Source organism: Pimelobacter simplex, from assembly GCF_900114845.1.
GTDB classification, from domain to species: Bacteria; Actinomycetota; Actinomycetes; order Propionibacteriales; family Nocardioidaceae; genus Nocardioides; species Nocardioides simplex.
In genome coordinates, this window is record NZ_FOUK01000003.1 from 1 (window position 1) to 21,689 (window position 21,689).

Genomic DNA, 21,689 nt, shown 5'->3' on the forward strand with positions numbered 1-21,689 from the left:
TCCCTATCCGCCGCGCGCGTAGGAAACTTGAGAAAGGCTGTCCCTAGTACGAGAGGACCGGGATGGACGAACCTCTGGTGTGCCAGTTGTACCGCCAGGTGCATGGCTGGTTGGCTACGTTCGGAAGTGATAACCGCTGAACGCATCTAAGCGGGAAGCACGTTTCAAGATGAGGTTTCCCACCCCTTGTGGGTTAAGGCCCCCAAAAGATGATTGGGTTGATAGGCCGGAGGTGTACAGCAGCAATGCCCAGCCGACCGGTACTAATAGGCCGAAGACTTGCCACAACAAACCCCCAACACACCCAACAACACACCCCCCGACAGGGTGGGTGGTGGTGTCACGGAACAACACACAGACCCACGGGTCTGCATGTGCTGCGCGTCCACGATGAAGACCAACCCCGACCAGCGTCGGGCCACCCCACGAGAACACTCCCGTGACGGTGACCTGAGGCGCGTACAGGGGTTCATAGAGTTACGGCGGCCATAGCGGCAGGGAAACACCCGGTCCCATCCCGAACCCGGAAGTTAAGCCTGCCAGCGCCGATGGTACTGCAACCGAGAGGCTGTGGGAGAGTAGGACGCCGCCGGACATACATTGGCTCAGGGCCAGCACTCACGTGCTGGCCCTGAGTGCTTTTTCGGTGCTTTTCGCCCGTTCCTCGGCGGGCTGGACGTGTGTTCCCGACCGGCTGGACGTGCGTCCCCGTCTGGCCGGACGTTTGCCGGTGGTCCCTTCTGTCGCACGACTGTCCGGGAATCGTCCCCAGGTGCGGTCCTGGGCGGTGTTGTCCCCAGGGCGGAAGGGCGGTTCTTCGCGCGGCGGCGTGGGGCGACGAGCATGGTCCCGAGGACGAGCCAGGGTGGCTCGTCACCGATGCTCTCGGGAAGCAGGTGGCGACATGTCGGTCGACGTCGCGTCAGAAGAGGCCAGCAACAACAACGTCGCGCTCAGCGGCCGGGTCGCGGGGGAGCCCGCGGAACGTGAGCTGGCGAGCGGGGACCGGCTGTGCAGCTGTCGGCTGATCGTGCCGCGAGCCGATGTGCGGGTGCTGGCCTCCGGACGGCGCGGGGCGTCAGTCGACGTCATCGACCTGGTGGCGTGGACGCCCAAGGTGCGCCGGTCGATGCGGGGCTGGCGGGCCGGCGACCAGGTGCGGGTCGAGGGGGAGCTGCGTCGGCGCTTCTTCAAGGCCGGCGAGCGCACGGCCTCGCGGGTGGAGGTCGAGGTCAGCTCGGCGCGACGGACGCGTCGCGGAGCGAGCGGATGAGCACGCCGAGGCTCGGCTTGGGCTGGAACGAGGTGGCCTTCTCCGGGAGCAGCCGGTCGGCGGCGGCCACGCGGAGCACCAGCTCGACCGACGGCGCCGGCATGAGCACCGAGATGGCCTCGGGACGCGCGCCGCCGAGCGCGTCGTCGACCGTGTGGTGGTAGGCGATCGACGTCGGGCCGTGGGGGAGCGCGGGCAGGATGCGGCGGTGCAGCGCCTCGACCGCGGCCTCGTCCGGGCCGATCCCGAGCGTGATCACCGCCCACCGCTCACCGTCGGTGGCTGCCAGCCGCTGGGCCGAGAGCGCAGCGACGGCGTCGGCCTGGGTGTGCAGCCGGTAGTCGAGCCCGAGCGACTCGGCGGCATCCCGGAGGTCGTCGAGCGAGGTGCCGCTCAGGGTGCGGTGGATCGGCCCGAGGAACAACGGGGTCGCCTCCTGGTCGACGAGCATGGCGAGCCCGAGGTCAGTCGGCGGCCGCGTCCCCTGGGCAGGTGTCCCGGCCAGACGCCGCTGCAGGCGGAGGTAGGCGGCGTAGCGGTGGTGCCCGTCGGCGATGAGCGCCTGGCTGTCCGCAAGCTGCTCGGCGATCGTGGCCAGGCTGGCGGCGTCCCGGATGGCCCAGATCCGGTGCTCCTGGCCACCACGGTCGCTGAAGGCGTGGGCGGGTTCGCCGGCGGCGACCTTGTCGTGGAGGTCGCGCAGCGGCGCGGTCCCCTGGTGGACGAGGAGGATCGGCGCGGGATTGAGCTGCATCTCCTCCATCCGGTCGGCGAGGTCGTCGGCCTGGGCGGGGTGGATGCCCTCGTGCGGCAGGATGGCCCGGTCCTCGGCCCGTGCGGCGCGGCGCGAGACGTCGAGAGCGCCGACGAGGCCGCGCACGGTCATCCCGGCCGAGCTGTACTCGTGGAGGTAGAGCGCCGGCTCCTGGTCCGCACGGACGAAGCCTCGTGCCTGCCAGCGCAGGAGGCGCGCCGAGACGTCCTTGTACGGCCGTGCGAAGGCGCGTCCGGTGCTCGGGTTGCCGACCCGGTTGGGCGTGAGCATGAGCGCCGCGAACGGCTCGAGGCGCAGCGGACCCGCGACGTACGGCGGCGTCACGAGGGTCGTTGCGTCCATCAGGGCATCGTACGGAGCCCGTGGGCGGGGCGGCTGGCAAGGTGGTGCTCGTGTTGCTCACATCCAGCCAGCCGCTCGCCCACGTCTACGACCTGGCGATGCTCGACCTCGACGGCGTGGTCTACGTCGGCCCGGACGCGGTCCAGGGTGCCGCGGAGCACGTGGGCCGGGCGCGCGACGCGGGGATGCGGGTCGCCTTCATCACCAACAACGCCTCCCGCCCGCCGGACGCCGTCGCCGAGCACCTCACCGCGCTCGGCGTGAAGGCCGCCCCAGACGACGTCGTGACCAGCGCCCAGGCGGCCGCACGCGTCCTCCGGGACCGGTTCGGCGCCGGCGCCCGGATCCTCTGCCTGGGCGCCGACGGTCTCCGGGCGGCACTCGATGAGGCCGGCCTGGTGCCGCTGGGCGTCGCCGGCGGCGAGGCCGGCGAGGACGGCGGCGCTGGTGACGACGGGGCGGACGCGGTGGCGAGCGGGTACGGCCCCGACCTGCGCTGGGGTGACCTGATGCGGGTGGCGGTCCGGATCCGGGACGGTCTGCCCTGGGTGGCGAGCAACACCGACCACACCATCCCGACCCCGTACGGCGTCGCGCCGGGCCACGGCGTCCTCGTGGACATGCTCAGCCGCTTCACCGGGGTCACACCCGAGGTCGCCGGCAAGCCGTCCCGGCCCCTGCTCGACGAGACGATCCGCCGGGTCGGCGGGAGCCGTCCCCTCATGGTGGGCGACCGGCTCGACACCGACATCGAGGGTGCCCGGAACGCGGGGATCGACTCGCTCCTGGTCCTGACCGGCGTGACCGGGCTGGCCGAGCTGGTCGCGGCCGGGCCGGCGCTGCGCCCGACCTACCTGTCCCCGGACCTCGCCGGCCTGACCACCGCCCACCCCGCACCGGCGGGCGACGGGGAGCGCTGGGTCCTGGGCGGCTGGGCGGGCTCGGTCCGCGACGGCCGCCTGCAGATCGAGCCCACCGAGCCCACCGAGCCGGACGAGGCGGACTGGTGGCGGGTGGCCGCGGCGACCGCCTGGCACCACCTCGACACGACGGGCGCGGTGGTGGACATCGCCGGGCTCCGGGTCCCCGGGCGGGAGCGGCCGGCGCGGTAGCCTCGCAGCATGACCGAGGTACCTGTTCCGGCGCCCACGCCGACCGGCATCGACGCTGTCGACCGTGTGCTCGACCTCGTCGCCGGCCTCGACCGGCGCCCGCTCGAGGAGCACGCGGGAGTCCTCGAGGAGGCGCACGCCGAGCTCCGGCGCACCCTCGACCACCCGCCGGCCCCGGCCCCGGCCCCGGCATCGGGTCCGACGCCGGCCGTCACGCCGTAGTGCCGCCGCGACGACTCCGGCTCGACGCGGAGCTGGTCCGCCGCGGGCTGGCGCCGTCCCGGGAGCGGGCGGCGCAGCTGATCGCCGACGGGCGGGTGAAGGTGGGGGGCGCGGTGGCCTCCAAGGCGGCCACGGGGGTGACGACCGACGTGGCGATCGTGGTGCGCGAGGGCGAGCACGGTCCGGACTACGTCTCGCGCGGGGCGCACAAGCTGGTGGGGGCGCTGGCGGCGTTCGCGCCGCTCGGGCTGGCGGTCCAGGGGCGGCGCTGCCTCGATGCGGGGGCGTCGACGGGCGGGTTCACCGACGTCCTGCTGCGGGCGGGGGCGGACGAGGTGGTGGCGGTCGACGTCGGGTACGGGCAGCTGCACTGGTCGCTGCAGCAGCACGAGCGGGTGACGGTCCACGACCGGACGAACGTCCGGACCCTGACGACCGACGACATCGGGGGACCGGTGGACGTGGTGGTGGGCGACCTGTCGTTCATCTCGCTGCGCCTGGTCCTCGACGCGCTCCTCGGCGTCACGAAGGACGACGGCGACCTGGCGCTCATGGTCAAGCCGCAGTTCGAGGTGGGCAAGGACCGGCTCGGGAAGGGCGGGGTGGTCCGCGATCCCGAGCTGTGGGTCGAGACGGTGCTGGGCGTGGCGCACGCGGCGGCCGAGCGCGGGTGGGGTGCGCGGGCGGTGACGGTGAGCCCGCTGCCGGGGCCGTCGGGCAACGTGGAGTTCTTCCTCTGGCTGCGGAAGGGGCCGCCGGCCCTGGACGACGAGTCCATGGCGGAGGTCGTCCGGCGCGGAACGTCGGGGGTGGATGAGAGGGTGAGTCCATGACGACCCCAGGGACGAGCGCGACGCCGGCGACCACGCCTCGGCGGGTGCTCGTCCTCGCCCACACCGGCCGGTCCGAGGCGCGGGACGTGGCCCGGTCGTTCGTCAAGGAGCTGACCGGGCACGGCATCGTGGTCCGGCTGCTGCGGCACGAGGCCGACGACCTCGAGCTGGAGCCTGAGGACTACGTGCCGCGGGTCGAGCTGACCGACTCCGAGAGCGACGCGAGCCACGGCTGCGAGCTGACGGTGGTGATCGGTGGCGACGGCAGCATCCTGCGCGCGGCCGAGGTGACCCACGAGCGCTCGACGCCGGTGCTGGGGGTCAACCTCGGGCACGTCGGGTTCCTCGCCGAGGCCGAGCACGAGGACGTCGCGGCGACGATCGACGCGATCGTCCAGCAGCGCTACACGACCGAGGACCGGCTGACCCTCGACGTCCGGGCGTTCGTCGACGGCGAGCTGGTCTACGCGACGTTCGCGGTCAACGAGGCGAGCGTCGAGAAGGCGGCCCGCGAGCGGATGCTCGAGGTGGTGGTCGAGGTCGACAGCCGGCCGCTGTCCCGGTGGGGCTGCGACGGAGTGGTGTGCGCGACGCCGACGGGGTCGACCGCCTACAACTTCAGCGCCGGGGGCCCCATCGTGTGGCCGCAGGTCGAGGCGCTGTGCATCGTGCCGCTGAGCGCGCACGCGCTGTTCTCGCGGCCGATGGTGGTGGCGCCGTCGTCGGTGATCGCGATCGAGGTGCTCCAGGGCAACCAGGGCTCCGGGGTGCTGTGGTGCGACGGACGACGCAGCGTCGACCTGCCGCCCGGCGCTCGCATCGAGGTGAGCCGGGGGCTGCGGCCGGTCCGCCTGGTGCGGCTGCACCAGGCGCCGTTCACCGACCGCCTGGTCGCCAAGTTCGGCCTCTCGGTCGAGGGCTGGCGCGGGGCGGCCGAGCAACGACGACAAGAACGACGAGCCCGAGGGGAGGACGCATGATCGAGGAGCTGCGGATCAGCTCGCTGGGAGTCATCGACTCCTCCACGCTCGAGCTCGGGCCGGGCCTGACCGTGATCACCGGTGAGACCGGTGCCGGCAAGACGATGGTGGTCACCGCGCTCGGCCTGCTGCTGGGCGGGCGCGCCGACAGTGGTGCGGTCCGGGCGGGCGCCAAGCAGGCGCGGGTCGAGGGGCTGGTCGCGACGAAGGCGCTGCCCCGGCTGGTCGCCGCGGTCGAGGAGGCCGGCGGCGAGGCCGACGACGACGGCGTGGTGCTGGCGCGCAACGTGAGCGCCGAGGGGCGCTCTCGGGCGTTCGCGGGCGGCGCGTCTGTCCCGATCGCCACGCTGGCCGAGATCGCCGAGCCGCTGGTGGCGGTGCACGGCCAGTCCGACCAGCACCGGCTGCTCAAGCCGCAGACCCAGCGCCAGGCGCTCGACCGGTTCGGCAAGCTCGACAAGCTGCTCGCGAAGTACGCCAAGGTCCACGACCAGCTCGTCACCACCGAGCGCGACCTCGCCGAGGTCACCGCGACCGCGCGCGAGCGGGCCCGCGAGGCCGACCTGCTCCGGTTCGGCGTCGACGAGGTGGCGGCGGTCGCGCCGCAGCCCGGCGAGGACGCCGAGCTCGCGGCCGAGGAGGCCCGGCTCGGCCACGCCGACACGCTGCGCGGTGCTGCCGAGCAGGCGCGCGAGGCGCTGTCGAGCGAGCTCGGCTCACCCGACGCGATGGCCGCGGTCGCCGCGGCCCGGGGGCTGCTCGACGGGGTCCGCGACCACGATCCCGCGGTGGCCGAGCTGGCCGACCGGGTGAGCGAGGTCAGCTACCTGCTCTCCGACGTGGCGGCCGACGTGGCGTCGTACGCCTCCCGGATCGACACCGACCCGCACCGCCTGGCGGCGGTCTCCGAGCGGCGCGCGGCGCTCGTCGCCCTCACCCGCAAGTACGGCGACACGGTCGACGAGGTGCTCGCCTGGGCCGAGCAGTCCGCGCTGCGCCTGCTCGACCTCGACTCCACCGACGACCGCATCCGTGAGCTGGCGGCCCGGGCCGCCACGCTCCGGGCCGAGCTGGCCACGGTGGGTGCCGAGCTCACCGAGGCCCGGGTCAAGGCGGCGAGCAAGCTGGGCACGGCGGTCTCCGACGAGCTGACCCTGCTGGCGATGCCGCACGCGGTGGTGACCATCCGGGTCGCGCCGCGCGCGGCCGACGCGCCGGCCGATCCCGCGCACCCGCCGGCCGACCTGCTCCAGGTGGGGGAGCGCTGGGTCCGGTTCGGGCGCAGCGGCCTCGACGAGGTCGAGTTCCTGCTCGCGGCCAACACCGGCTCCGATCCCCGTCCGCTCCACAAGGGCGCCTCGGGCGGTGAGCTCTCCCGGGTGATGCTGGCCGTCGAGGTCTGCCTGGCGGGCACCAGCCCGGTGCCGACGTTCGTCTTCGACGAGGTCGACTCGGGGGTCGGCGGCGCGGCGGCGGTCGAGATCGGGCGCCGGCTGGCGACGCTCGCCGACGACGCCCAGGTGCTCGTGGTCACCCACCTGCCGCAGGTGGCCGCCTTCGCCGACCGGCACGTGCTGGTCGAGAAGTCCAGCGACGGCACGGTGACCAGCTCAGGCCTGGTCACGCTCGACGACGCGGCCCGCGAACGGGAGCTCTCCCGGATGCTGGCCGGCCTCGCCGAGTCCGACACGGCACTCGCGCACGCACGCGAGCTGCTCGACCTGGCGCGGCGACGTAACGGTTGAGGTCTTCGAGTAGTAGGATGGAATCCCGTGAACATGGCGCCGGGTAGTGGTTCGAATCGACAGGCAAAGCACGTCTTCGTCACCGGAGGCGTCGCCTCCTCGCTGGGCAAGGGCCTGACCGCCTCCAGCCTCGGCCGGCTGCTGCGCTCGCGCGGCCTGCGGGTGACGATGCAGAAGCTCGATCCGTACCTCAACGTCGACCCCGGGACGATGAACCCGTTCCAGCACGGCGAGGTGTTCGTCACCAACGACGGCGCCGAGACCGACCTCGACATCGGGCACTACGAGCGCTTCCTCGACACCGACCTCAACCAGATCGCCAACGTGACGACCGGGCAGGTCTACTCCTCGGTCATCGCCAAGGAGCGCAAGGGCGAGTACCTCGGTGACACGGTCCAGGTGATCCCGCACATCACCAACGAGATCAAGGACCGGATCCTCGCCATGGGCTACGGCGACGAGGTCGTCGACGTGGTGATCACCGAGATCGGCGGCACGGTCGGCGACATCGAGTCGCTCCCGTTCCTCGAGGCCGCGCGCCAGGTGCGCCACGACATCGGCCGCGACAACGTCTTCTTCCTCCACGTCTCGCTGGTGCCGTTCATCGGCCCCTCGGGCGAGCTGAAGACCAAGCCGACCCAGCACTCGGTCGCCGCGCTGCGCCAGGTCGGCATCCAGCCCGACGCCGTGGTCTGCCGCGCCGACCGCGAGCTGCCCGAGAGCATCAAGAAGAAGATCTCGCTGATGTGCGACGTCGACCAGGACGCGGTCGTCACCGCTGCCGACGCGCCGTCCATCTACGACATCCCCAAGGTGCTGCACCGCCAGGGCCTCGACGCCTACGTCGTGCGCCGGCTCAACCTGCCCTTCCGCGACGTCGACTGGACCGTCTGGGACGACCTGCTGCGCCGCGTGCACCACCCCAAGGAGGAGGTGACGATCGCGCTGGTCGGCAAGTACATCGACCTGCACGACGCCTACCTCTCGGTGACCGAGGCGCTGCGCGCCGGCGGCTTCGCGCACGAGGCCAAGGTCAACCTGCGCTGGGTCGCCTCCGACGAGTGCGAGACCCCGGCCGGCGCGACCAAGCACCTCGCCGACGTCGACGGGATCTGCGTCCCGGGTGGCTTCGGCATCCGCGGCCTCGAGGGCAAGCTCGGTGCGCTCACCTACGCCCGGCACCACGGCATTCCGACGCTCGGCCTGTGCCTGGGCCTGCAGTCGATGGTCATCGAGTACGCCCGGACCGAGCTGGGACTGACCAAGGCCGGCTCCACCGAGTTCGACCCGGACACCCCGGAGCCGGTCATCGCCACGATGGAGGAGCAGAAGTCCATCGTCGAGGGCGCCGGCGACCTGGGCGGCACCATGCGGCTGGGCCTCTACCCGGCCCAGCTCAAGGCCGGCACGATCGCGCGCGAGGTCTACGGCGCCGAGGTGATCGAGGAGCGGCACCGCCACCGCTACGAGGTCAACAACGCCTACCGCAGCCAGCTCGAGGAGGCCGGCCTGGTCTTCTCCGGGCTCAACACCGAGCTCGACCTGGTCGAGTTCGTCGAGCTGCCCCGCGACGTCCACCCCTACTACGTCGGCACCCAGGCGCACCCCGAGCTCCGCTCGCGGCCGACCCGGCCGCACCCGCTGTTCGCGGGCCTGGTCGGCGCCGCGATCGCCCGGCAGCGCGAGACGCGCCTCGAGATCGACGACTCCGGCCTCCACGCCGAGCCGACCGACGACGAGTGACGGGCCGGCCGTGACCGACCTGAGGGACACCCCCGAGGTCTGGCCGGTGGACTCGCGCACCGACCTGCACCGCGACGGCTGGGTGCTCGCCCTGCGCTCGGACCAGGTACGACGTCCCGGCGCCGACGACGAGGGCGACTTCCGGCGGCTCGTGGTCGAGCACCCGGGCGCGGCGGTGATCCTGGCGATCGACGCCGACGACCGGGTGCTGTGCCTGCGCCAGTACCGACACCCCGCGCAGCACCGGCTGGTCGAGCTGCCCGCCGGGGTGTGCGACCACCCGGGGGAGGACCCCGAGGAGGTCGCCCGCCGCGAGCTGCGCGAGGAGGCGGCGCTCGCGGCCGAGCGGTGGACCCACCTGCTCTCGACGTGGAGCTCGCCGGGCTACTCGGCCGAGCGGATCCACTACTACCTGGCCGAGGAGCTGAGCGAGGCCGACCGCGGCGACTTCGAGCTGCGCCACGAGGAGGCCGACCTCGAGGTCCTCTGGGTGCCGTTCGCCGAGCTGGTCGACGCGATCCTCGCCGGCGACGTCGCCGACGGGCCCGTCGTCCAGGCGGTGCTCGCGCTGCAGGTGCGTCGCGATCGCGAGGCGCGGCATGGTTGAGCTCGACCCGATCGACGCCGCCATCGTCCGCGAGCTCCGCGACGACGCCCGGCTGGCCAACAACGTGCTGGCGGCCCGGGTCGGCATCGCGCCCTCGACCTGCCACGGCCGGGTGCGGGCCCTCTTCGAGCGCGGGGTGATCCGCGGCGCGCACGCCGAGATCGACCAGGCGAGCATCGGCCGTCCGCTCCAGGCGATGATCTCGGTCCGGCTGCGGCCCCACGCGCGCGGCGAGCTGAGCGCCTTCGCGCACGCGATGTCGACGCTGCCCGAGGTGCTCAACGTCTACTTCCTGGCAGGCGCCGACGACTTCCTCATCCACGTCGCGACCGCCGGCTCCGAGGAGCTGCGCGAGTTCGTCCTCCACCACCTCAGCGGGACCAAGGACGTCGCGATGACCGAGACCAGCCTGATCTTCGAGCACCTGCGCGGCAACCAGGTCGCCGCACAGGCTTCGGCGCAGCGCCCGGCGCAGGCCTGATCACCGACGATCCGATCCGGGTTTCCGCGCGCCGCGCGAATTTTCGCTGGCGTGTCTAGCGGTGGCGCCGACTGATCTTCATGATTTCTCTCCACAGGGGAATCCGCCACGGATTCCATGACCAGGAGGGATGCCCATGCGCGTCGGCGTGCCCAAGGAAGTCAAGAACCACGAGTACCGGGTGGCGATCACGCCGATCGGGGTGCACGAGCTGGTGGCGCACGGCCACGAGGTCGTGGTCCAGACGGGGGCCGGCGTCGGCTCCTCGATCACCGACGACGACTACGTCGCGGCCGGCGCGACGATCCTGCCCGACGCCGACGCGGTGTGGGGCAGCGCCGAGATGGTCCTCAAGGTCAAGGAGCCGGTGGCCGAGGAGTACCACCGGATGCGGGAGGGGCAGGTGCTCTTCACCTACCTCCACCTGGCCGCCGACAAGGTGCTGACCGAAGAGCTCGTCGCCCGCAAGGTGACCGCGATCGCCTACGAGACCGTGCAGCTGCCCTCGGGCGCGCTGCCGCTGCTCTACCCGATGTCCGAGGTGGCCGGCTGCCTGGCGCCCCAGGTCGGCGCCTACTCGCTGATGAAGGCCCAGGGCGGCCGCGGCGTGCTCATGGGCGGTGTGGGCGGCGTCGCCAACGCCAAGGTCGTCATCATCGGTGCCGGCGTCTCCGGCCAGAACGCGGCCAACATCGCGCTCGGCATGGGGGCGGACGTCACGCTGCTCGACACCGACCTCGACAAGCTGCGGATGTCGTTCTGGCGCTACAACAACCGGGTGCACGGCCTGGCCTCGTCGAAGCTGACCCTCGAGCAGCAGGTCATGGAGGCCGACCTGGTCATCGGTGCGGTGCTGATCCCCGGCGCGGCGGCGCCGAAGCTGGTCTCCAACGACCTCGTCTCGCGGATGAAGCCCGGCTCGGTGCTCGTCGACATCGCGGTCGACCAGGGTGGCTGCTTCGAGGACACGCACCCGACCACGCATGCCGACCCGACCTACCAGGTGCACGGCTCGACGTTCTACTGCGTGGCGAACATGCCGGGTGCGGTTCCGAACACGTCGACCTACGCGCTGACCAACGCCACGCTGCCGTACGCCGTCGCGCTGGCCGACAAGGGATGGCGCGAGGCCTGCCGGGCCGACGCCAGTCTCGCGCTGGGCCTCAACACCCACGCCGGCCTGCTGACCAACGCCCCCGTCGGCGAGGCCACGGGGATCGCGTCGGTGCCGACCGCGGAGGCGCTAGCCTGACCGGGTGAGTGCGATAGGTGCGGTGGATCGGGCGGTCCGCACCTATCTCGACCACCTGTCCGTCGAGAAGGGGCTCGCGGTCAACACGCTGACGTCCTACCGGCGCGACCTGCGGCGCTACCGCGCGCACCTGGCGGCCGAGGGGATCACCTCGCTCGACCAGGTCACCGAGGCGACCGTCACCGAGTTCCTGATGCGGCTGCGCGAGGGCGACGCCGACCACCCGCCGCTGAGCGCGTCGAGCGCGGCCCGCACGGTGGTCGCGGTGCGCGGCTTCCACAAGTTCGCTGTCGCCGACGGGCTCGCCGCGGTCGACCCGGCCGCGGGGGTCAAGCCGCCGAGCCCGGCCAAGCGGCTGCCCAAGGCGCTGCCGCTGGCCGACGTCGAGGCGATCCTCGAGGCGGCCGGCGCTGCCGACACCCCGCTCGCGCTGCGCGATCGGGCGCTGCTGGAGGTCCTCTACGGCACGGGGGCGCGGATCTCCGAGGCGGTCGGCCTCGACGTCGACGACGTCAGCCACCTCGCCGTCCCCGAGCTCGACCAGGCCGACGCCACCGTGCTGCTGCGCGGCAAGGGCGGCAAGGAGCGGCTGGTTCCGGTCGGCTCGTACGCGCGGGCCGCGCTGGCGGCGTACCTGGTGCGGGGGCGGCCGGCGCTGGTCGGGGTCTCGACCGGCTCGACCAGCGGTGGCGCGCTGTTCCTCAACTCGCGCGGCGGCCGGCTGAGCCGCCAGTCGGCGTGGGCGGTGCTGGTCAAGGCCGCCGAGCGTGCCGGCGTCACCCGCGACGTCTCGCCGCACACCCTGCGCCACTCGTTCGCCACGCACCTGCTCGACGGCGGCGCCGACGTCCGGGTGGTCCAGGAGCTGCTGGGCCACGCGTCGGTCACCACGACGCAGGTCTACACGCTCGTCACCGTCGACAACCTGCGTGAGGTCTTCGCGACCGCGCACCCGAGGGCCCGCCATGGCTGACGCCTACGACCGCATCCTGGAGCACGCCGAGAGCCAGGGGCTCACGCTCTACCCGCACCAGGAGGACGCGATCCTGGCGCTGCTCGCCGGCGACAACGTCGTGCTCGCGACGCCGACGGGGTCGGGCAAGTCGCTGGTGGCGATGGCCGCCGCGATGGGTGCGATCGCCGACGACCGGGTGACGTTCTACACCGCGCCGATCAAGGCGCTGGTCAGCGAGAAGTTCTTCGACCTGGTCGAGGTGTTCGGCGCGGCGGACGTCGGCATGCTCACCGGCGACGTCGCGGTCAACGCCGACGCGCCCATCATCTGCTGCACCGCCGAGGTGCTGGCCAACATCGCGCTGCGCGAGGGCTCGGCCGCCGACGTGGGCATGGTCGTGATGGACGAGTTCCACTTCTACGGCGAGCCGGGCCGCGGCTGGGCCTGGCAGGTGCCGCTCATCGAGCTGCCCCAGGCGCAGTTCCTGCTCATGTCGGCCACGCTCGGCGACACCACCGAGCTCGGCGCCGACCTGACCCGCCGCAACGGCCGCGAGACCACGATCGTCGACGACGCCGAGCGCCCGGTGCCGCTCGACTTCACCTGGTCGCTGGAACCGATGGGGGAGAAGCTCGAGGAGCTCGTCACCACCGGCCAGGGCCCCGTGTACGTCGTCCACTTCACCCAGGCCGCCGCGGTCGAGCACGCGGTGTCGCTGCTCAGCGGGCCGGGGCGCCTGGACACCGTGCTGCCCAAGGACCGCAAGGAGCAGATCGCCGAGAGGATCGCCGGGGTCCGCTTCGCTGCCGGCTTCGGCCAGTCGCTCAACAAGCTGCTGCGGCAGGGGATCGGCGTCCACCACGCGGGCATGCTGCCGCGCTACCGGCGCCTGGTCGAGCAGCTCGCGCAGGCCGGCCTGCTCACCGTCATCTGCGGCACCGACACGCTCGGCGTCGGCATCAACGTGCCGATCCGCACCGTGCTGTTCACCGGGCTGGCCAAGTTCGACGGGTCGCGGCAGCGGGTGCTGCGCACGCGCGAGTTCCTCCAGATCGCCGGGCGTGCGGGCCGGGCCGGCTTCGACACGGCCGGGTACGTCGTCGTCCAGGCGCCCGAGCACGTGATCGACAACGAGAAGGCCAAGGCCAAGTCCGAGGCCAAGAACGCCGCCAACCCCAAGAAGAAGTCCAAGCCCCAGCTGCGCAAGCCGCCCGAGGGCACGGTCGTGTGGAGCGAGCAGACCTTCGAGAAGCTGGTGGCCGGCAAGCCCGACCCGCTCAAGTCGCAGATGAAGGTCGACAACGCGATGCTGGTCAACGTCCTGTCCCGCGAGGAGGACGCGTTCCCAGTGATGCGGCGGCTGCTCATGGACAACCACGAGGAGCGGCGCAGCCAGCTGCGCCTGGCCAAGCGCGCGGTCCGGCTGGCCCGCAGCCTGGTCACCTCCGAGGTGCTGACCCGGCTCGACGAGGTCGACGCGTTCGGCCGGCGCTACGTGCTCACCGAGGCGCTCCCGGTGGACTTCGCGCTCAACCAGCCGCTCTCGCACTTCGCGCTCGCGGTGCTCGACGTGCTCGACCCCGACAGCGAGACGTTCATGCTCGACGTGGTCTCGGTCGTCGAGGCCACGCTCGAGGCACCCCGCCCCCTGCTCATGGCCCAGCGCCACCAGGCGCGCGGCGAGGCGATCGCGGCGCTCAAGGCCGACGGCGTCGAGTACGACGAGCGGATGACCCTCGTCGAGGACATCACCTGGCCCGAGCCGCTGAGCGACCTGCTCGAACCGCTCTTCGAGACCTACCGCGAGCGCCACCCCTGGCTCTCGCCGGACGCGCTCGCGCCCAAGTCGGTCGTGCGCGAGATGTGGGAGCAGGGCATGGGGTTCACCGACCTCGTCTCGCGCTACCAGGTGGCGCGCTCCGAGGGACTGGTGCTGCGCTACCTGACCGACGCCTACCGGGCGCTGCGCCAGACCGTGCCGGCGTCCTTCCGGAGCGAGGAGCTGGAGCTCCTCGTCGACTGGCTGGGCGAGACCGTGCGCCAGGTCGACTCCTCGCTGCTCGACGAGTGGGAGGCGCTCAACGACCCCGCGCACGCCTCGCGCGAGGTCAGCCACCACGCGCCCCCGCCACCGCCGCGTCCGCTCAGCCAGCAGGGCCGGGTCTTCGACGTCATGGTGCGCAACGCGATGTGGCGCCGGGTCGAGCTGTTCGCCCGCGACGACGTCCCCGGCCTGGCCGCGCTCGACGCGGGCGGCGACTACGGCGAGAAGGAGTGGGACGCCGCGCTCGAGGCCTACTTCACCGAGCACGACCGGCTGCTCACCGACGCCGACGCGCGCGGCCCGGTGCTGCTCACGGTCGAGAAGCGGCCGGGCGGCACGTGGGAGGCGACCCAGACGCTGCACGACCCGGACGGCAACCACGACTGGGTGATCGTCGCCGACGTCGACCTCGCGGCCAGCGACGAGGCGGGGGAGGCCGTCGTCCGGACGGTCGACGTGCGCTCGCTCACCGACTGACGAACGCTGCGGCGCGCCTCCAGAATGTCGCCGTGTCGACATTGTTGGATGGAGGGGTCACGGGCTCTGGGGAAGGAGCCCGACCACAACACACGTGAGGTGAGCCACCATGGTCGGTGGAATCTACGGAGGATCCAGCGCGCCGGACATGCCGCCGCGGGCACCGATCCCGACGCCCGGCAACGACGTCCCGCTGGGGACGGAGGATGCGATGACCCTGCAGTTCCCGGTTCCGGAGCGCGAGCCGGAGCCCAGCCGCGTCTCGGTGCAGACCGTGTCCGGCGACCTCGGCCCGACCGGGCGCCCGATGCCCGTGCTGCCCGACCCGAAGCCGGTCGTCCAGCACGGCAACGCGCGCGTGATCTCGATGTGCAACCAGAAGGGCGGCGTCGGCAAGACGACGACCACGATCAACCTGGGTGCCGCGCTGGCCGAGTTCGGCCGCAAGGTGCTGCTGGTCGACTTCGACCCGCAGGGCTCGCTCTCGGTGGGCCTCGGGCTCAACCCGCACGAGATGGAGCTGACCGTCTACAACCTGCTGATGGACCCCGAGACGCGCCTCGACGAGGTCGTCGTCCCCTCGGGTGTGCCCGGCATGGACCTGCTGCCCTCCAACATCGACCTGTCGGCCGCCGAGGTGCAGCTGGTCCACGAGGTCGCCCGCGAGCAGACCCTGCAGCGCGTGCTGGCGCCCGCCATCGCCGAGTACGACGTGATCCTCATCGACTGCCAGCCCTCGCTGGGCCTGCTGACGGTCAACGCGCTGACCGCCTCGCACGGCGTCATCGTGCCGCTGGAGTGCGAGTACTTCGCGCTGCGCGGGGTCGCGCTGCTCAAGGCGACCATCGACAAGGTCAAGCAGCGCCTCAACCCGAACCTCGAGGTCGACGGCGTCCTCGGCACCATGTACGACGGCCGCACGCTCCACGGCCGCGAGGTGCTCGAGCGCCTGGTCCAGGCCTGGGGCGACCAGGTCTTCCACACGGTCATCCGCCGCACCGTGAAGTTCTCCGACTCCACCGTCGCAGGCGAGCCGATCACGTCGTACGCCTCCGGGTCGAGTGGAGCGGAGGCGTACCGGCAGCTCGCGAAGGAGGTGGCGCTGCGGTGCCCCGACGTGTGAGCCTGCCTGCCGCGGACGACCTCTTCCGGCCGACCGCTGACAACGAGGAGCCGACGGCGCGCCGGGGGAAGGTCCGCGCCGTCCCCGATGCCCCCGAACCGGTCGCGCCCGCGCCCGAGGAGGAGCCCCCGAAGGCCCCCAGCGGCCGGATCCGGCACGACGAGAAGATCACGGTCTACGTCACCTCCGCCGAGCTGATGGAGCTGGAGCAGGCCCGGCTCACCCTGCGGGGCGAGCACGGCCTGGCCGTCGACCGCGGCCGCCTCGTCCGCGAGGCGCTGCACCTGGTCCTCGGTGAGCTCGAGACCGAAGGAGAGAGCTCCGCGCTGGTCAGGCGCCTGCGTGAGTGACGACGCCGCCGTGCCCGAGGCCCCGGTCGACGAGACCGGGGCCACGGGCGGCTTCCAGGTGCACCTGGCGAACTTCGACGGCCCCTTCGACCTGCTGCTGAGCCTGATCTCCAAGCACAAGCTCGACGTCACCGAGATCGCGCTCTCGAAGGTCACCGACGAGTTCATCGCGCACGTCAAGAACCTCCCCGACAGCGACCTCGAGGAGACGACGTCGTTCCTCCTCGTCGCCGCGACCCTGCTCGACCTCAAGGCCGCGCGGCTGCTGCCGGCCGGCGACGTCGAGGACGAGGAGGACCTGGCCCTGCTCGAGGCGCGCGATCTGCTCTTCGCGCGGCTGCTGCAGTACAAGGCCTACAAGCAGGTCGCGGCCGTCCTCGACCGGCGGCTCCAGGCCGAGGCGCGGCGCTACCCGCGCGCGGTCGGTCTCGAGGAGCGCTTCGCCGGGCTGCTGCCCGAGGTGCTCATCGGCATCGGCCTGGAGCAGTTCGCTGCGCTCGCGGCCAAGGCGATGACGCCCAAGCCCGAGCTCGAGCTGACCCTGCACCACATCCACGCGCCGACGGTGAGCGTGCGCGAGCAGGCCGCCATCGTGGTCGACCGGCTGCGCCGGAGTGGGACGATGACCTTCCGCGCGCTGTGCGGCGACTCGCCGGACACGCTGACCACGGTGGCCCGCTTCCTCTCGCTGCTCGAGCTGTTCCGCGAGGGGGTGATCGGCTTCGACCAGATGACGCCGCTGGGCGAGCTCACCGTGCGCTGGACCGGCGACGAGGCGGTCGACGTGGACGACCTGATCACCGACGAGTTCGACGGGGCGGTCCCGCCCCCGGAGGAGACACCGAGCGATGACTGAAGAGACCGACGAGCCCGGCGCCCCGCTCCTCGAGCTGCGCCCCGCGCTCGAGGCGGTGCTCATGGTCGCCGACCAGCCGCTGGACGAGCTCGCGCTCGCCACCGCGGTCGGCTACCCGGCCCCCGAGGTGGTCGCGGCGCTCGGCGCCCTCGCTGCCGAGTACGACGAGCAGGGCCGCGGCTTCGAGCTGCGCAACGTCGCCGGCGGCTGGCGCTACTCCACGCGCGACGAGTTCGCGCCCGTCGTCGAGGCGTTCGTGCTCGAGGGCCAGCAGGCCCGGCTCACCCAGGCCGCGCTCGAGACGCTCGCCGTCGTCGCCTACCAGCAGCCCGTCTCGCGGGCCCGGGTCTCGGCGGTGCGCGGCGTCAACGTCGACGGCGTGATGCGCACCCTGCTCAACCGCGGCCTGGTCGAGGAGGCCGGGCAGGACGGCGAGCACGGGGCCACGCTCTACCGCACGACGTCGTACTTCCTGGAGCGGATCGGCATCGTCTCGCTCGACGAGCTGCCCGACCTGGCCCCGCACCTGCCCGACCTGGCCGAGGTCGAGGAGGAGCTCGCGCCGACGCCGACCCCCGAGCCGCAGCCCGACGACCAGAACGAGGACACCCCTGATGACGCGTGAGATCGCCGTCGACGACGACGGCCAGATCCGCCTGCAGAAGCTGCTCGCCCAGTCCGGCGTGGCCTCGCGCCGCCGCTGCGAGGAGCTCATGCTCGCCGGCGAGGTGGAGGTCGACGGCGAGGTCGTCACCCGGCTCGGCACGAAGGTCGACCCGCGCACCGCGGTGATCAAGGTGTCCGGCAAGCGGCTGCCGCCGATCTCCGACCACGTCTACCTGGTGCTCAACAAGCCGCGCGGGGTGGTCTCCACGATGTCCGACCCGCAGGGCCGGCCCACGCTGACCGACCTCGTCGCCGACCGCGCCGAGCGGCTCTTCCACGTCGGCCGGCTCGACACCGACACCTCCGGCCTGCTCCTGCTCACCAACGACGGCGAGTTCGCGCACCGCATGGCGCACCCGTCGTTCGAGGTCGAGAAGACCTACGTCGCCGAGGTCGCCGGCCGCCTCGACAAGGCGACGCTCGCCGACCTGCTCGCCGGGGTCACCCTCGACGACGGCCCGGTCCAGGTGCGCCGCGCCCGGATCCTCGCCACCGCGGCCGACAAGTCGATCGTCGAGCTGGTCATCCACGAGGGCCGCAACCGGATCGTGCGCCGCCTGCTCGACCAGGTGGGCCACCCGGTGCGCCAGCTGAGCCGCACGAGGTTCGGCCCGATCGAGCTCGGCACGCTCCGCAGCGGCACGCTGCGCGAGCTCTCCGACGACGAGCTCGGCACGCTGCTGGAGCTGGTCGGTCTCTAGACCTACCGTGGGTGGGTGATCCCGGTCTCCGCGGTGCCGCCCGCCCTGCGGCGCTACGTCGTCTCCCGGATCCCCTATGACGTCGACTTCGGCGGGCCCGGCGTCCACCGCGGCCTGCCGTCGACCACGCTCACCTTCGTGCTGCCGCTCGACGAGCCGATCCGGGTGTCGTGGGCCGGGCGTGAGGACACGCTGCACGCCGGCTGGGCGTCGCTCTCCGGGCTGCACACCGCCCCGGCGGCCATCCACCACACGGGGACCCAGCGCGGCGTCCAGCTCGCGCTGACGGTCGAGGGCGCGCGGGTCCTGCTCGGGCGCCCGGCGGCCGACCTGGCGGGTGCGCTGACCGATCTCGACGAGGCGGACGTCGTCCCGCGTGCGCTGCGCGAGCTGCCGGAGCGGCTGCACGGCACGCCGTCCTGGGCCGCCCGGGTGGCCCTCGTCGACCGGACCCTCGCGGCGCTCGCCGCACGGGCCGGCGACCCCGCGCCGCGTGCGGAGGTCGCGCGAGCGCTGGGCCTGCTCACCTCGGGGGCGCGGGTCACCGACGTCGCCGCCGACGTCGGCTTCAGCCGGCGCCGGCTCTCCAGCCTCGTGCAGGCCGAGTGCGGGCTCTCGCCCAAGGCGTTCCAGCGGGTGGCCCGGTTCGAGGCGGCGCGCCGGCTGCTCGGCGTCCGGCCGCTGGCCGAGGTCGCGACGGTGTGCGGCTACAGCGACCAGGCCCACCTGACCCGCGAGTGGCGCGCGCTGGCGGGCTGCACGCCGACGACCTGGCTGCGCGAGGAGTTCCCGTTCGTTCAAGACCGCGCCGCCGCCGGGGGAGCAGGCTCGGGTCATGACCACGAGCACGAGTGACCAGGCAGCGACCGTCCGGCTCTGGCCGGCCCTCCAGTTCCGCGACGTCGACGCGATGACCGCGTGGCTGGGGGCGATCGGCTTCGTCGAGCACGCGACGCACCGCGACGAGTCCGGCACCGTCGTCCACGCCGAGTGGCTGTGGCCAGGCGGTGGCGGGCTGATGTTCGGCGCCGTGCGGGACGAGAGCCCGTTGCAGCCGGCCGGCCACGGCGCGGCCTACCTCGTCACCGACGACCCCGACGCCGTCTTCGACGCCGCGGTCGCGGCAGGCGCCACGGTGCAGCGCGCGATGGTCGACCAGGACTACGGCGGCCGCGGCGGCAGCGTGCGCGACCCCGAGGGCAACCACTGGTCGTTCGGGTCCTACCAGCCGGGCGGCTGAGCCGTCCTCTAGCCTTTCCTGCGTGGCGGAGACGAGTGGACGGCTGTCCGGACCGGTCGAGATCGTCGGCACCGGGCTGATCGGCACCTCCATCGCGCTGGCCTGCCGCCGCGCGGGCCTCGAGGTGCTGCTCACCGACACCGACCCCGACCACGTCCGCACGGCGTCCGGGCTCGGCGCCGGGCGGCCCCGGACCCCCGACGACGTCCCGCAGCTGGTCGTCGTCGCCGTCCCCCCGGACGCGCTCGGCGCCGCGATCACCGCGACGCTCGACGCGGCCGGGCCCGACACGGTCGTCACCGACGTCGGCAGCGTCAAGGCCGCACCCCTGGCCGCGGTGGCCGGGCACCCGGCCGTGAGCCGCTACGTCGGCAGCCACCCGATGGCCGGCACCGAGCACTCCGGCCCGCTCTCGGCGAGCGCGGCGCTCTTCGACGGGCGTCCCTGGGCGGTCACCCCCGGCCCCGAGGCGACCCCGGCGGCCGCCCGGCTGGTCGAGGCGCTCGTGGTGCTGTGCGGCGCCGTCCCGGTGCCGCTGTCGCCGGCCGAGCACGACCGTGCCGTCGCTCGCACCTCCCACGTGCCGCACCTGATGGCCTCGCTCGTCGCCGGCACGCTCGCCGGCGCCTCGGCCGACCACCTGGCGCTCTCGGGCACCGGTGTGCGTGACGTGACCCGCGTCGCCGGGGGAGACCCGCGCCTCTACAGCCAGATCATCGGCGGCAACGCCGGCGCGGTCGCCGCGCTGCTCACCGAGGTGCGCCAGCGGCTCGACCTCGCCATCGAGGCGGTGTCCGGCGACGACCGGGCCGGACTGGAGTCGCTGCTGGCCTACGGGCAGGCCGGCACCCGCGCCATCCCCGGCAAGCACGGCACCGCGCCGCAGCCGATGGAAGCCGTCCGCGTGTCCGTGCCCGACCACCCCGGCGAGCTGGCCCGGCTGTTCGCCGACGCCGGTGCGAGCGGGGTCAACATCGAGGACGTGCGCATCGACCACGACCCCGGCCGGCCCGTCGGCCTCGTCGAGCTGGACGTCGTCGCGGCGCGCGCCGAGGAGCTGCGGGTCGCACTGGAGTCGAACGGCTGGACCACGCACCGGTAGGTCAGAGTGCCGCCGAGGTCGCCACCCGGAAGGTCGCGCCGTGCTCGTCGCCGTACAGGGCGTGGCGCCGGGAGCAGCGCGCCAGGTCGCGCCGGTGACGGAAGGAGCCTCCTCGGGTCACGTGCGGGTCGTTGCTGGAGGGGTCGACCTCCGGCACCCCCGCGGGAGCTCCCGGGTAGGGGCGGTAGATCGTCGAGGTCCACTCGTCGCCATTGCCGGCCAGGTCGAGCACCCCGAACGGCGAGGCGCCGTCGGGCAGGCTGCCGACGGGGAGGTAGTCGCCGATTCCGGCTTCCGCGAGATTGCAGCGGGCCCTGTCGAAGACGTCGCCCCAGGGGTAGGTGCGGGCATCGTCGCCCTTCGCGGCGCGTTCCCACTCGTGCTCCGTCGGCAGCCGGAACTCCTGGGCGGTCAGCTCGGAGAGCCAGGCGCAGAAGGCCTCGGCCTCCTCCCAGGTGATGTCGTGCACGGGGACGGCGGGATGCCGTCCCTCCCACCGGGCGACGCTGCGGGCGGTGGCCGCCGCGTAGGAGCGCCACTGGCCCACGCTCACCTGGGTCCTGCTCAGGGAGAACTCCTCGACGAGCACCTCGTGGCGAGGGCACTCCTTGAGGTACCACTCGCGAGGCAGCGCCAGCGGCCGGTCCGCGGCGATGACGGCGTCGACGTCCTCGATCCGGGTGCCCATGCGGACCACTCCCGCCGGGATGCGGACCATCGCGTCGAGGAGCGCGGGGACTCCCGTCATGCCGACTCCTTCGCCGCCGAGGTGCTTCACATCCCCGAGATTGGTCCCGCCGGCCGCTGCTG

22 protein-coding genes and 2 rRNA genes are annotated in these 21,689 nt (G+C 72.9%); 22 read left to right on the forward strand and 2 right to left on the reverse strand.

Going from position 1 to position 21,689, the window contains the following annotated elements:
* The 3 genes from BM223_RS12520 to BM223_RS12530 all read left to right on the forward strand — a co-directional run.
* Positions 1–287: ribosomal RNA gene (locus BM223_RS12520) — 23S ribosomal RNA — on the forward strand; the annotation flags it as partial.
* A gap of 191 nt (positions 288–478) precedes the next feature.
* Positions 479–595: ribosomal RNA gene (gene rrf / locus BM223_RS12525) — 5S ribosomal RNA — on the forward strand.
* A 309-nt stretch (positions 596–904) separates the two neighbouring features.
* Complete coding sequence (locus BM223_RS12530) at positions 905–1,273, forward strand: single-stranded DNA-binding protein (RefSeq protein WP_038678695.1); 369 nt, start codon at positions 905–907, stop codon at positions 1,271–1,273.
* Here the strand turns inward: BM223_RS12530 and BM223_RS12535 are convergent.
* Complete coding sequence (locus tag BM223_RS12535) at positions 1,233–2,390, reverse strand: DUF1015 family protein (RefSeq protein WP_052138551.1); 1,158 nt, start codon at positions 2,388–2,390, stop codon at positions 1,233–1,235. The genes BM223_RS12530 and BM223_RS12535 overlap by 41 nt on opposite strands.
* 50 nt (positions 2,391–2,440) lie before the next feature.
* On the opposite strand from BM223_RS12535, the gene BM223_RS12540 reads away from it, so the two are divergent.
* From BM223_RS12540 to BM223_RS12630, 19 genes are all read left to right on the forward strand, one after another.
* Positions 2,441–3,502, forward strand: coding sequence for an HAD-IIA family hydrolase (locus BM223_RS12540; RefSeq protein WP_038684282.1), 1,062 nt, complete (start codon positions 2,441–2,443; stop codon positions 3,500–3,502).
* Between the two features lie 9 nt (positions 3,503–3,511).
* Entirely contained in the window at positions 3,512–3,724 is a 213-nt protein-coding gene (locus tag BM223_RS12545) for a hypothetical protein (protein WP_052138553.1), read from the forward strand.
* Positions 3,724–4,557, forward strand: a complete 834-nt coding sequence (locus tag BM223_RS12550; RefSeq protein ID WP_038678697.1) for a TlyA family RNA methyltransferase — start codon at positions 3,724–3,726, stop codon at positions 4,555–4,557. The genes BM223_RS12545 and BM223_RS12550 overlap by 1 nt, the downstream gene beginning before the upstream one ends.
* Positions 4,554–5,537 (forward strand): NAD kinase, encoded by a 984-nt coding sequence (locus BM223_RS12555; protein ID WP_052138555.1) that lies wholly within the window; start codon positions 4,554–4,556, stop codon positions 5,535–5,537. Before BM223_RS12550 ends, BM223_RS12555 begins: the two co-directional genes overlap by 4 nt.
* The gene (gene recN / locus BM223_RS12560) at positions 5,534–7,282 is read left to right on the forward strand and encodes a DNA repair protein RecN (protein WP_052138557.1); all 1,749 of its coding nucleotides are present in this window, start codon (positions 5,534–5,536) and stop codon (positions 7,280–7,282) included. The genes BM223_RS12555 and recN overlap by 4 nt, the downstream gene beginning before the upstream one ends.
* Before the next feature lie 33 nt (positions 7,283–7,315).
* Entirely contained in the window at positions 7,316–9,025 is a 1,710-nt protein-coding gene (locus BM223_RS12565; RefSeq protein WP_038684288.1) for a CTP synthase, read from the forward strand.
* Positions 9,026–9,035: 10 nt separating this feature from the next.
* Positions 9,036–9,632: an NUDIX domain-containing protein gene (locus tag BM223_RS12570; RefSeq protein ID WP_038678700.1), complete on the forward strand. Its 597-nt coding sequence runs from the start codon at positions 9,036–9,038 to the stop codon at positions 9,630–9,632.
* Entirely contained in the window at positions 9,625–10,113 is a 489-nt protein-coding gene (locus tag BM223_RS12575; protein ID WP_075018607.1) for an Lrp/AsnC family transcriptional regulator, read from the forward strand. Before BM223_RS12570 ends, BM223_RS12575 begins: the two co-directional genes overlap by 8 nt.
* 136 nt (positions 10,114–10,249) lie before the next feature.
* Complete coding sequence (gene ald / locus BM223_RS12580) at positions 10,250–11,365, forward strand: alanine dehydrogenase (protein WP_038678702.1); 1,116 nt, start codon at positions 10,250–10,252, stop codon at positions 11,363–11,365.
* A 13-nt stretch (positions 11,366–11,378) separates the two neighbouring features.
* Positions 11,379–12,338: a site-specific tyrosine recombinase XerD gene (locus BM223_RS12585; protein WP_174823542.1), complete on the forward strand. Its 960-nt coding sequence runs from the start codon at positions 11,379–11,381 to the stop codon at positions 12,336–12,338.
* Positions 12,331–14,841, forward strand: a complete 2,511-nt coding sequence (locus BM223_RS12590) for a DEAD/DEAH box helicase (protein WP_052138561.1) — start codon at positions 12,331–12,333, stop codon at positions 14,839–14,841. Before BM223_RS12585 ends, BM223_RS12590 begins: the two co-directional genes overlap by 8 nt.
* A gap of 148 nt (positions 14,842–14,989) precedes the next feature.
* Positions 14,990–15,964 carry a ParA family protein gene (locus tag BM223_RS12595; protein ID WP_174823541.1) on the forward strand — a complete coding sequence of 325 codons (975 nt, stop codon included), beginning with the start codon at positions 14,990–14,992 and terminating at the stop codon, positions 15,962–15,964.
* Positions 15,949–16,314: a hypothetical protein gene (locus BM223_RS12600; protein WP_038678708.1), complete on the forward strand. Its 366-nt coding sequence runs from the start codon at positions 15,949–15,951 to the stop codon at positions 16,312–16,314. Before BM223_RS12595 ends, BM223_RS12600 begins: the two co-directional genes overlap by 16 nt.
* Complete coding sequence (locus tag BM223_RS12605; protein ID WP_038678709.1) at positions 16,307–17,170, forward strand: segregation and condensation protein A; 864 nt, start codon at positions 16,307–16,309, stop codon at positions 17,168–17,170. Before BM223_RS12600 ends, BM223_RS12605 begins: the two co-directional genes overlap by 8 nt.
* On the forward strand, positions 17,163–17,795 hold the full coding sequence (gene scpB, locus BM223_RS12610) for an SMC-Scp complex subunit ScpB (RefSeq protein WP_038678712.1): 633 nt from the start codon (positions 17,163–17,165) through the stop codon (positions 17,793–17,795). Before BM223_RS12605 ends, scpB begins: the two co-directional genes overlap by 8 nt.
* Positions 17,785–18,537, forward strand: a complete 753-nt coding sequence (locus tag BM223_RS12615) for a pseudouridine synthase (protein WP_038678714.1) — start codon at positions 17,785–17,787, stop codon at positions 18,535–18,537. Before scpB ends, BM223_RS12615 begins: the two co-directional genes overlap by 11 nt.
* Before the next feature lie 15 nt (positions 18,538–18,552).
* Positions 18,553–19,392 carry a helix-turn-helix domain-containing protein gene (locus tag BM223_RS12620; RefSeq protein ID WP_038678717.1) on the forward strand — a complete coding sequence of 280 codons (840 nt, stop codon included), beginning with the start codon at positions 18,553–18,555 and terminating at the stop codon, positions 19,390–19,392.
* Positions 19,373–19,777 (forward strand): VOC family protein, encoded by a 405-nt coding sequence (locus tag BM223_RS12625; RefSeq protein ID WP_038678719.1) that lies wholly within the window; start codon positions 19,373–19,375, stop codon positions 19,775–19,777. Before BM223_RS12620 ends, BM223_RS12625 begins: the two co-directional genes overlap by 20 nt.
* A gap of 22 nt (positions 19,778–19,799) precedes the next feature.
* Positions 19,800–20,879 (forward strand): prephenate dehydrogenase, encoded by a 1,080-nt coding sequence (locus BM223_RS12630; RefSeq protein WP_038678721.1) that lies wholly within the window; start codon positions 19,800–19,802, stop codon positions 20,877–20,879.
* A 1-nt stretch (position 20,880) separates the two neighbouring features.
* Here BM223_RS12630 and BM223_RS12635 read toward each other — a convergent pair whose 3' ends face one another.
* On the reverse strand, positions 20,881–21,627 hold the full coding sequence (locus BM223_RS12635; RefSeq protein ID WP_038678722.1) for a formylglycine-generating enzyme family protein: 747 nt from the start codon (positions 21,625–21,627) through the stop codon (positions 20,881–20,883).
* Positions 21,628–21,689: the final 62 nt, after the last annotated feature.

Bases quoted from the DNA above. Each gene is read 5' to 3' on its own strand.
- BM223_RS12530 (WP_038678695.1), top strand. From the start codon at position 905: ATGTCGGTCGACGTCGCGTCAGAAGAGGCCAGCAACAACAACGTCGCG.
- BM223_RS12535 (WP_052138551.1), bottom strand. From the start codon at position 2,390: ATGGACGCAACGACCCTCGTGACGCCGCCGTACGTCGCGGGTCCGCTG.
- BM223_RS12545 (WP_052138553.1), top strand. From the start codon at position 3,512: ATGACCGAGGTACCTGTTCCGGCGCCCACGCCGACCGGCATCGACGCT.
- BM223_RS12555 (WP_052138555.1), top strand. From the start codon at position 4,554: ATGACGACCCCAGGGACGAGCGCGACGCCGGCGACCACGCCTCGGCGG.
- recN (WP_052138557.1), top strand. From the start codon at position 5,534: ATGATCGAGGAGCTGCGGATCAGCTCGCTGGGAGTCATCGACTCCTCC.
- BM223_RS12565 (WP_038684288.1), top strand. From the start codon at position 7,316: ATGGCGCCGGGTAGTGGTTCGAATCGACAGGCAAAGCACGTCTTCGTC.
- BM223_RS12575 (WP_075018607.1), top strand. From the start codon at position 9,625: ATGGTTGAGCTCGACCCGATCGACGCCGCCATCGTCCGCGAGCTCCGC.
- ald (WP_038678702.1), top strand. From the start codon at position 10,250: ATGCGCGTCGGCGTGCCCAAGGAAGTCAAGAACCACGAGTACCGGGTG.
- BM223_RS12590 (WP_052138561.1), top strand. From the start codon at position 12,331: ATGGCTGACGCCTACGACCGCATCCTGGAGCACGCCGAGAGCCAGGGG.
- BM223_RS12595 (WP_174823541.1), top strand. From the start codon at position 14,990: ATGCCGCCGCGGGCACCGATCCCGACGCCCGGCAACGACGTCCCGCTG.
- scpB (WP_038678712.1), top strand. From the start codon at position 17,163: ATGACTGAAGAGACCGACGAGCCCGGCGCCCCGCTCCTCGAGCTGCGC.
- BM223_RS12615 (WP_038678714.1), top strand. From the start codon at position 17,785: ATGACGCGTGAGATCGCCGTCGACGACGACGGCCAGATCCGCCTGCAG.
- BM223_RS12625 (WP_038678719.1), top strand. From the start codon at position 19,373: ATGACCACGAGCACGAGTGACCAGGCAGCGACCGTCCGGCTCTGGCCG.
- BM223_RS12635 (WP_038678722.1), bottom strand. From the start codon at position 21,627: ATGACGGGAGTCCCCGCGCTCCTCGACGCGATGGTCCGCATCCCGGCG.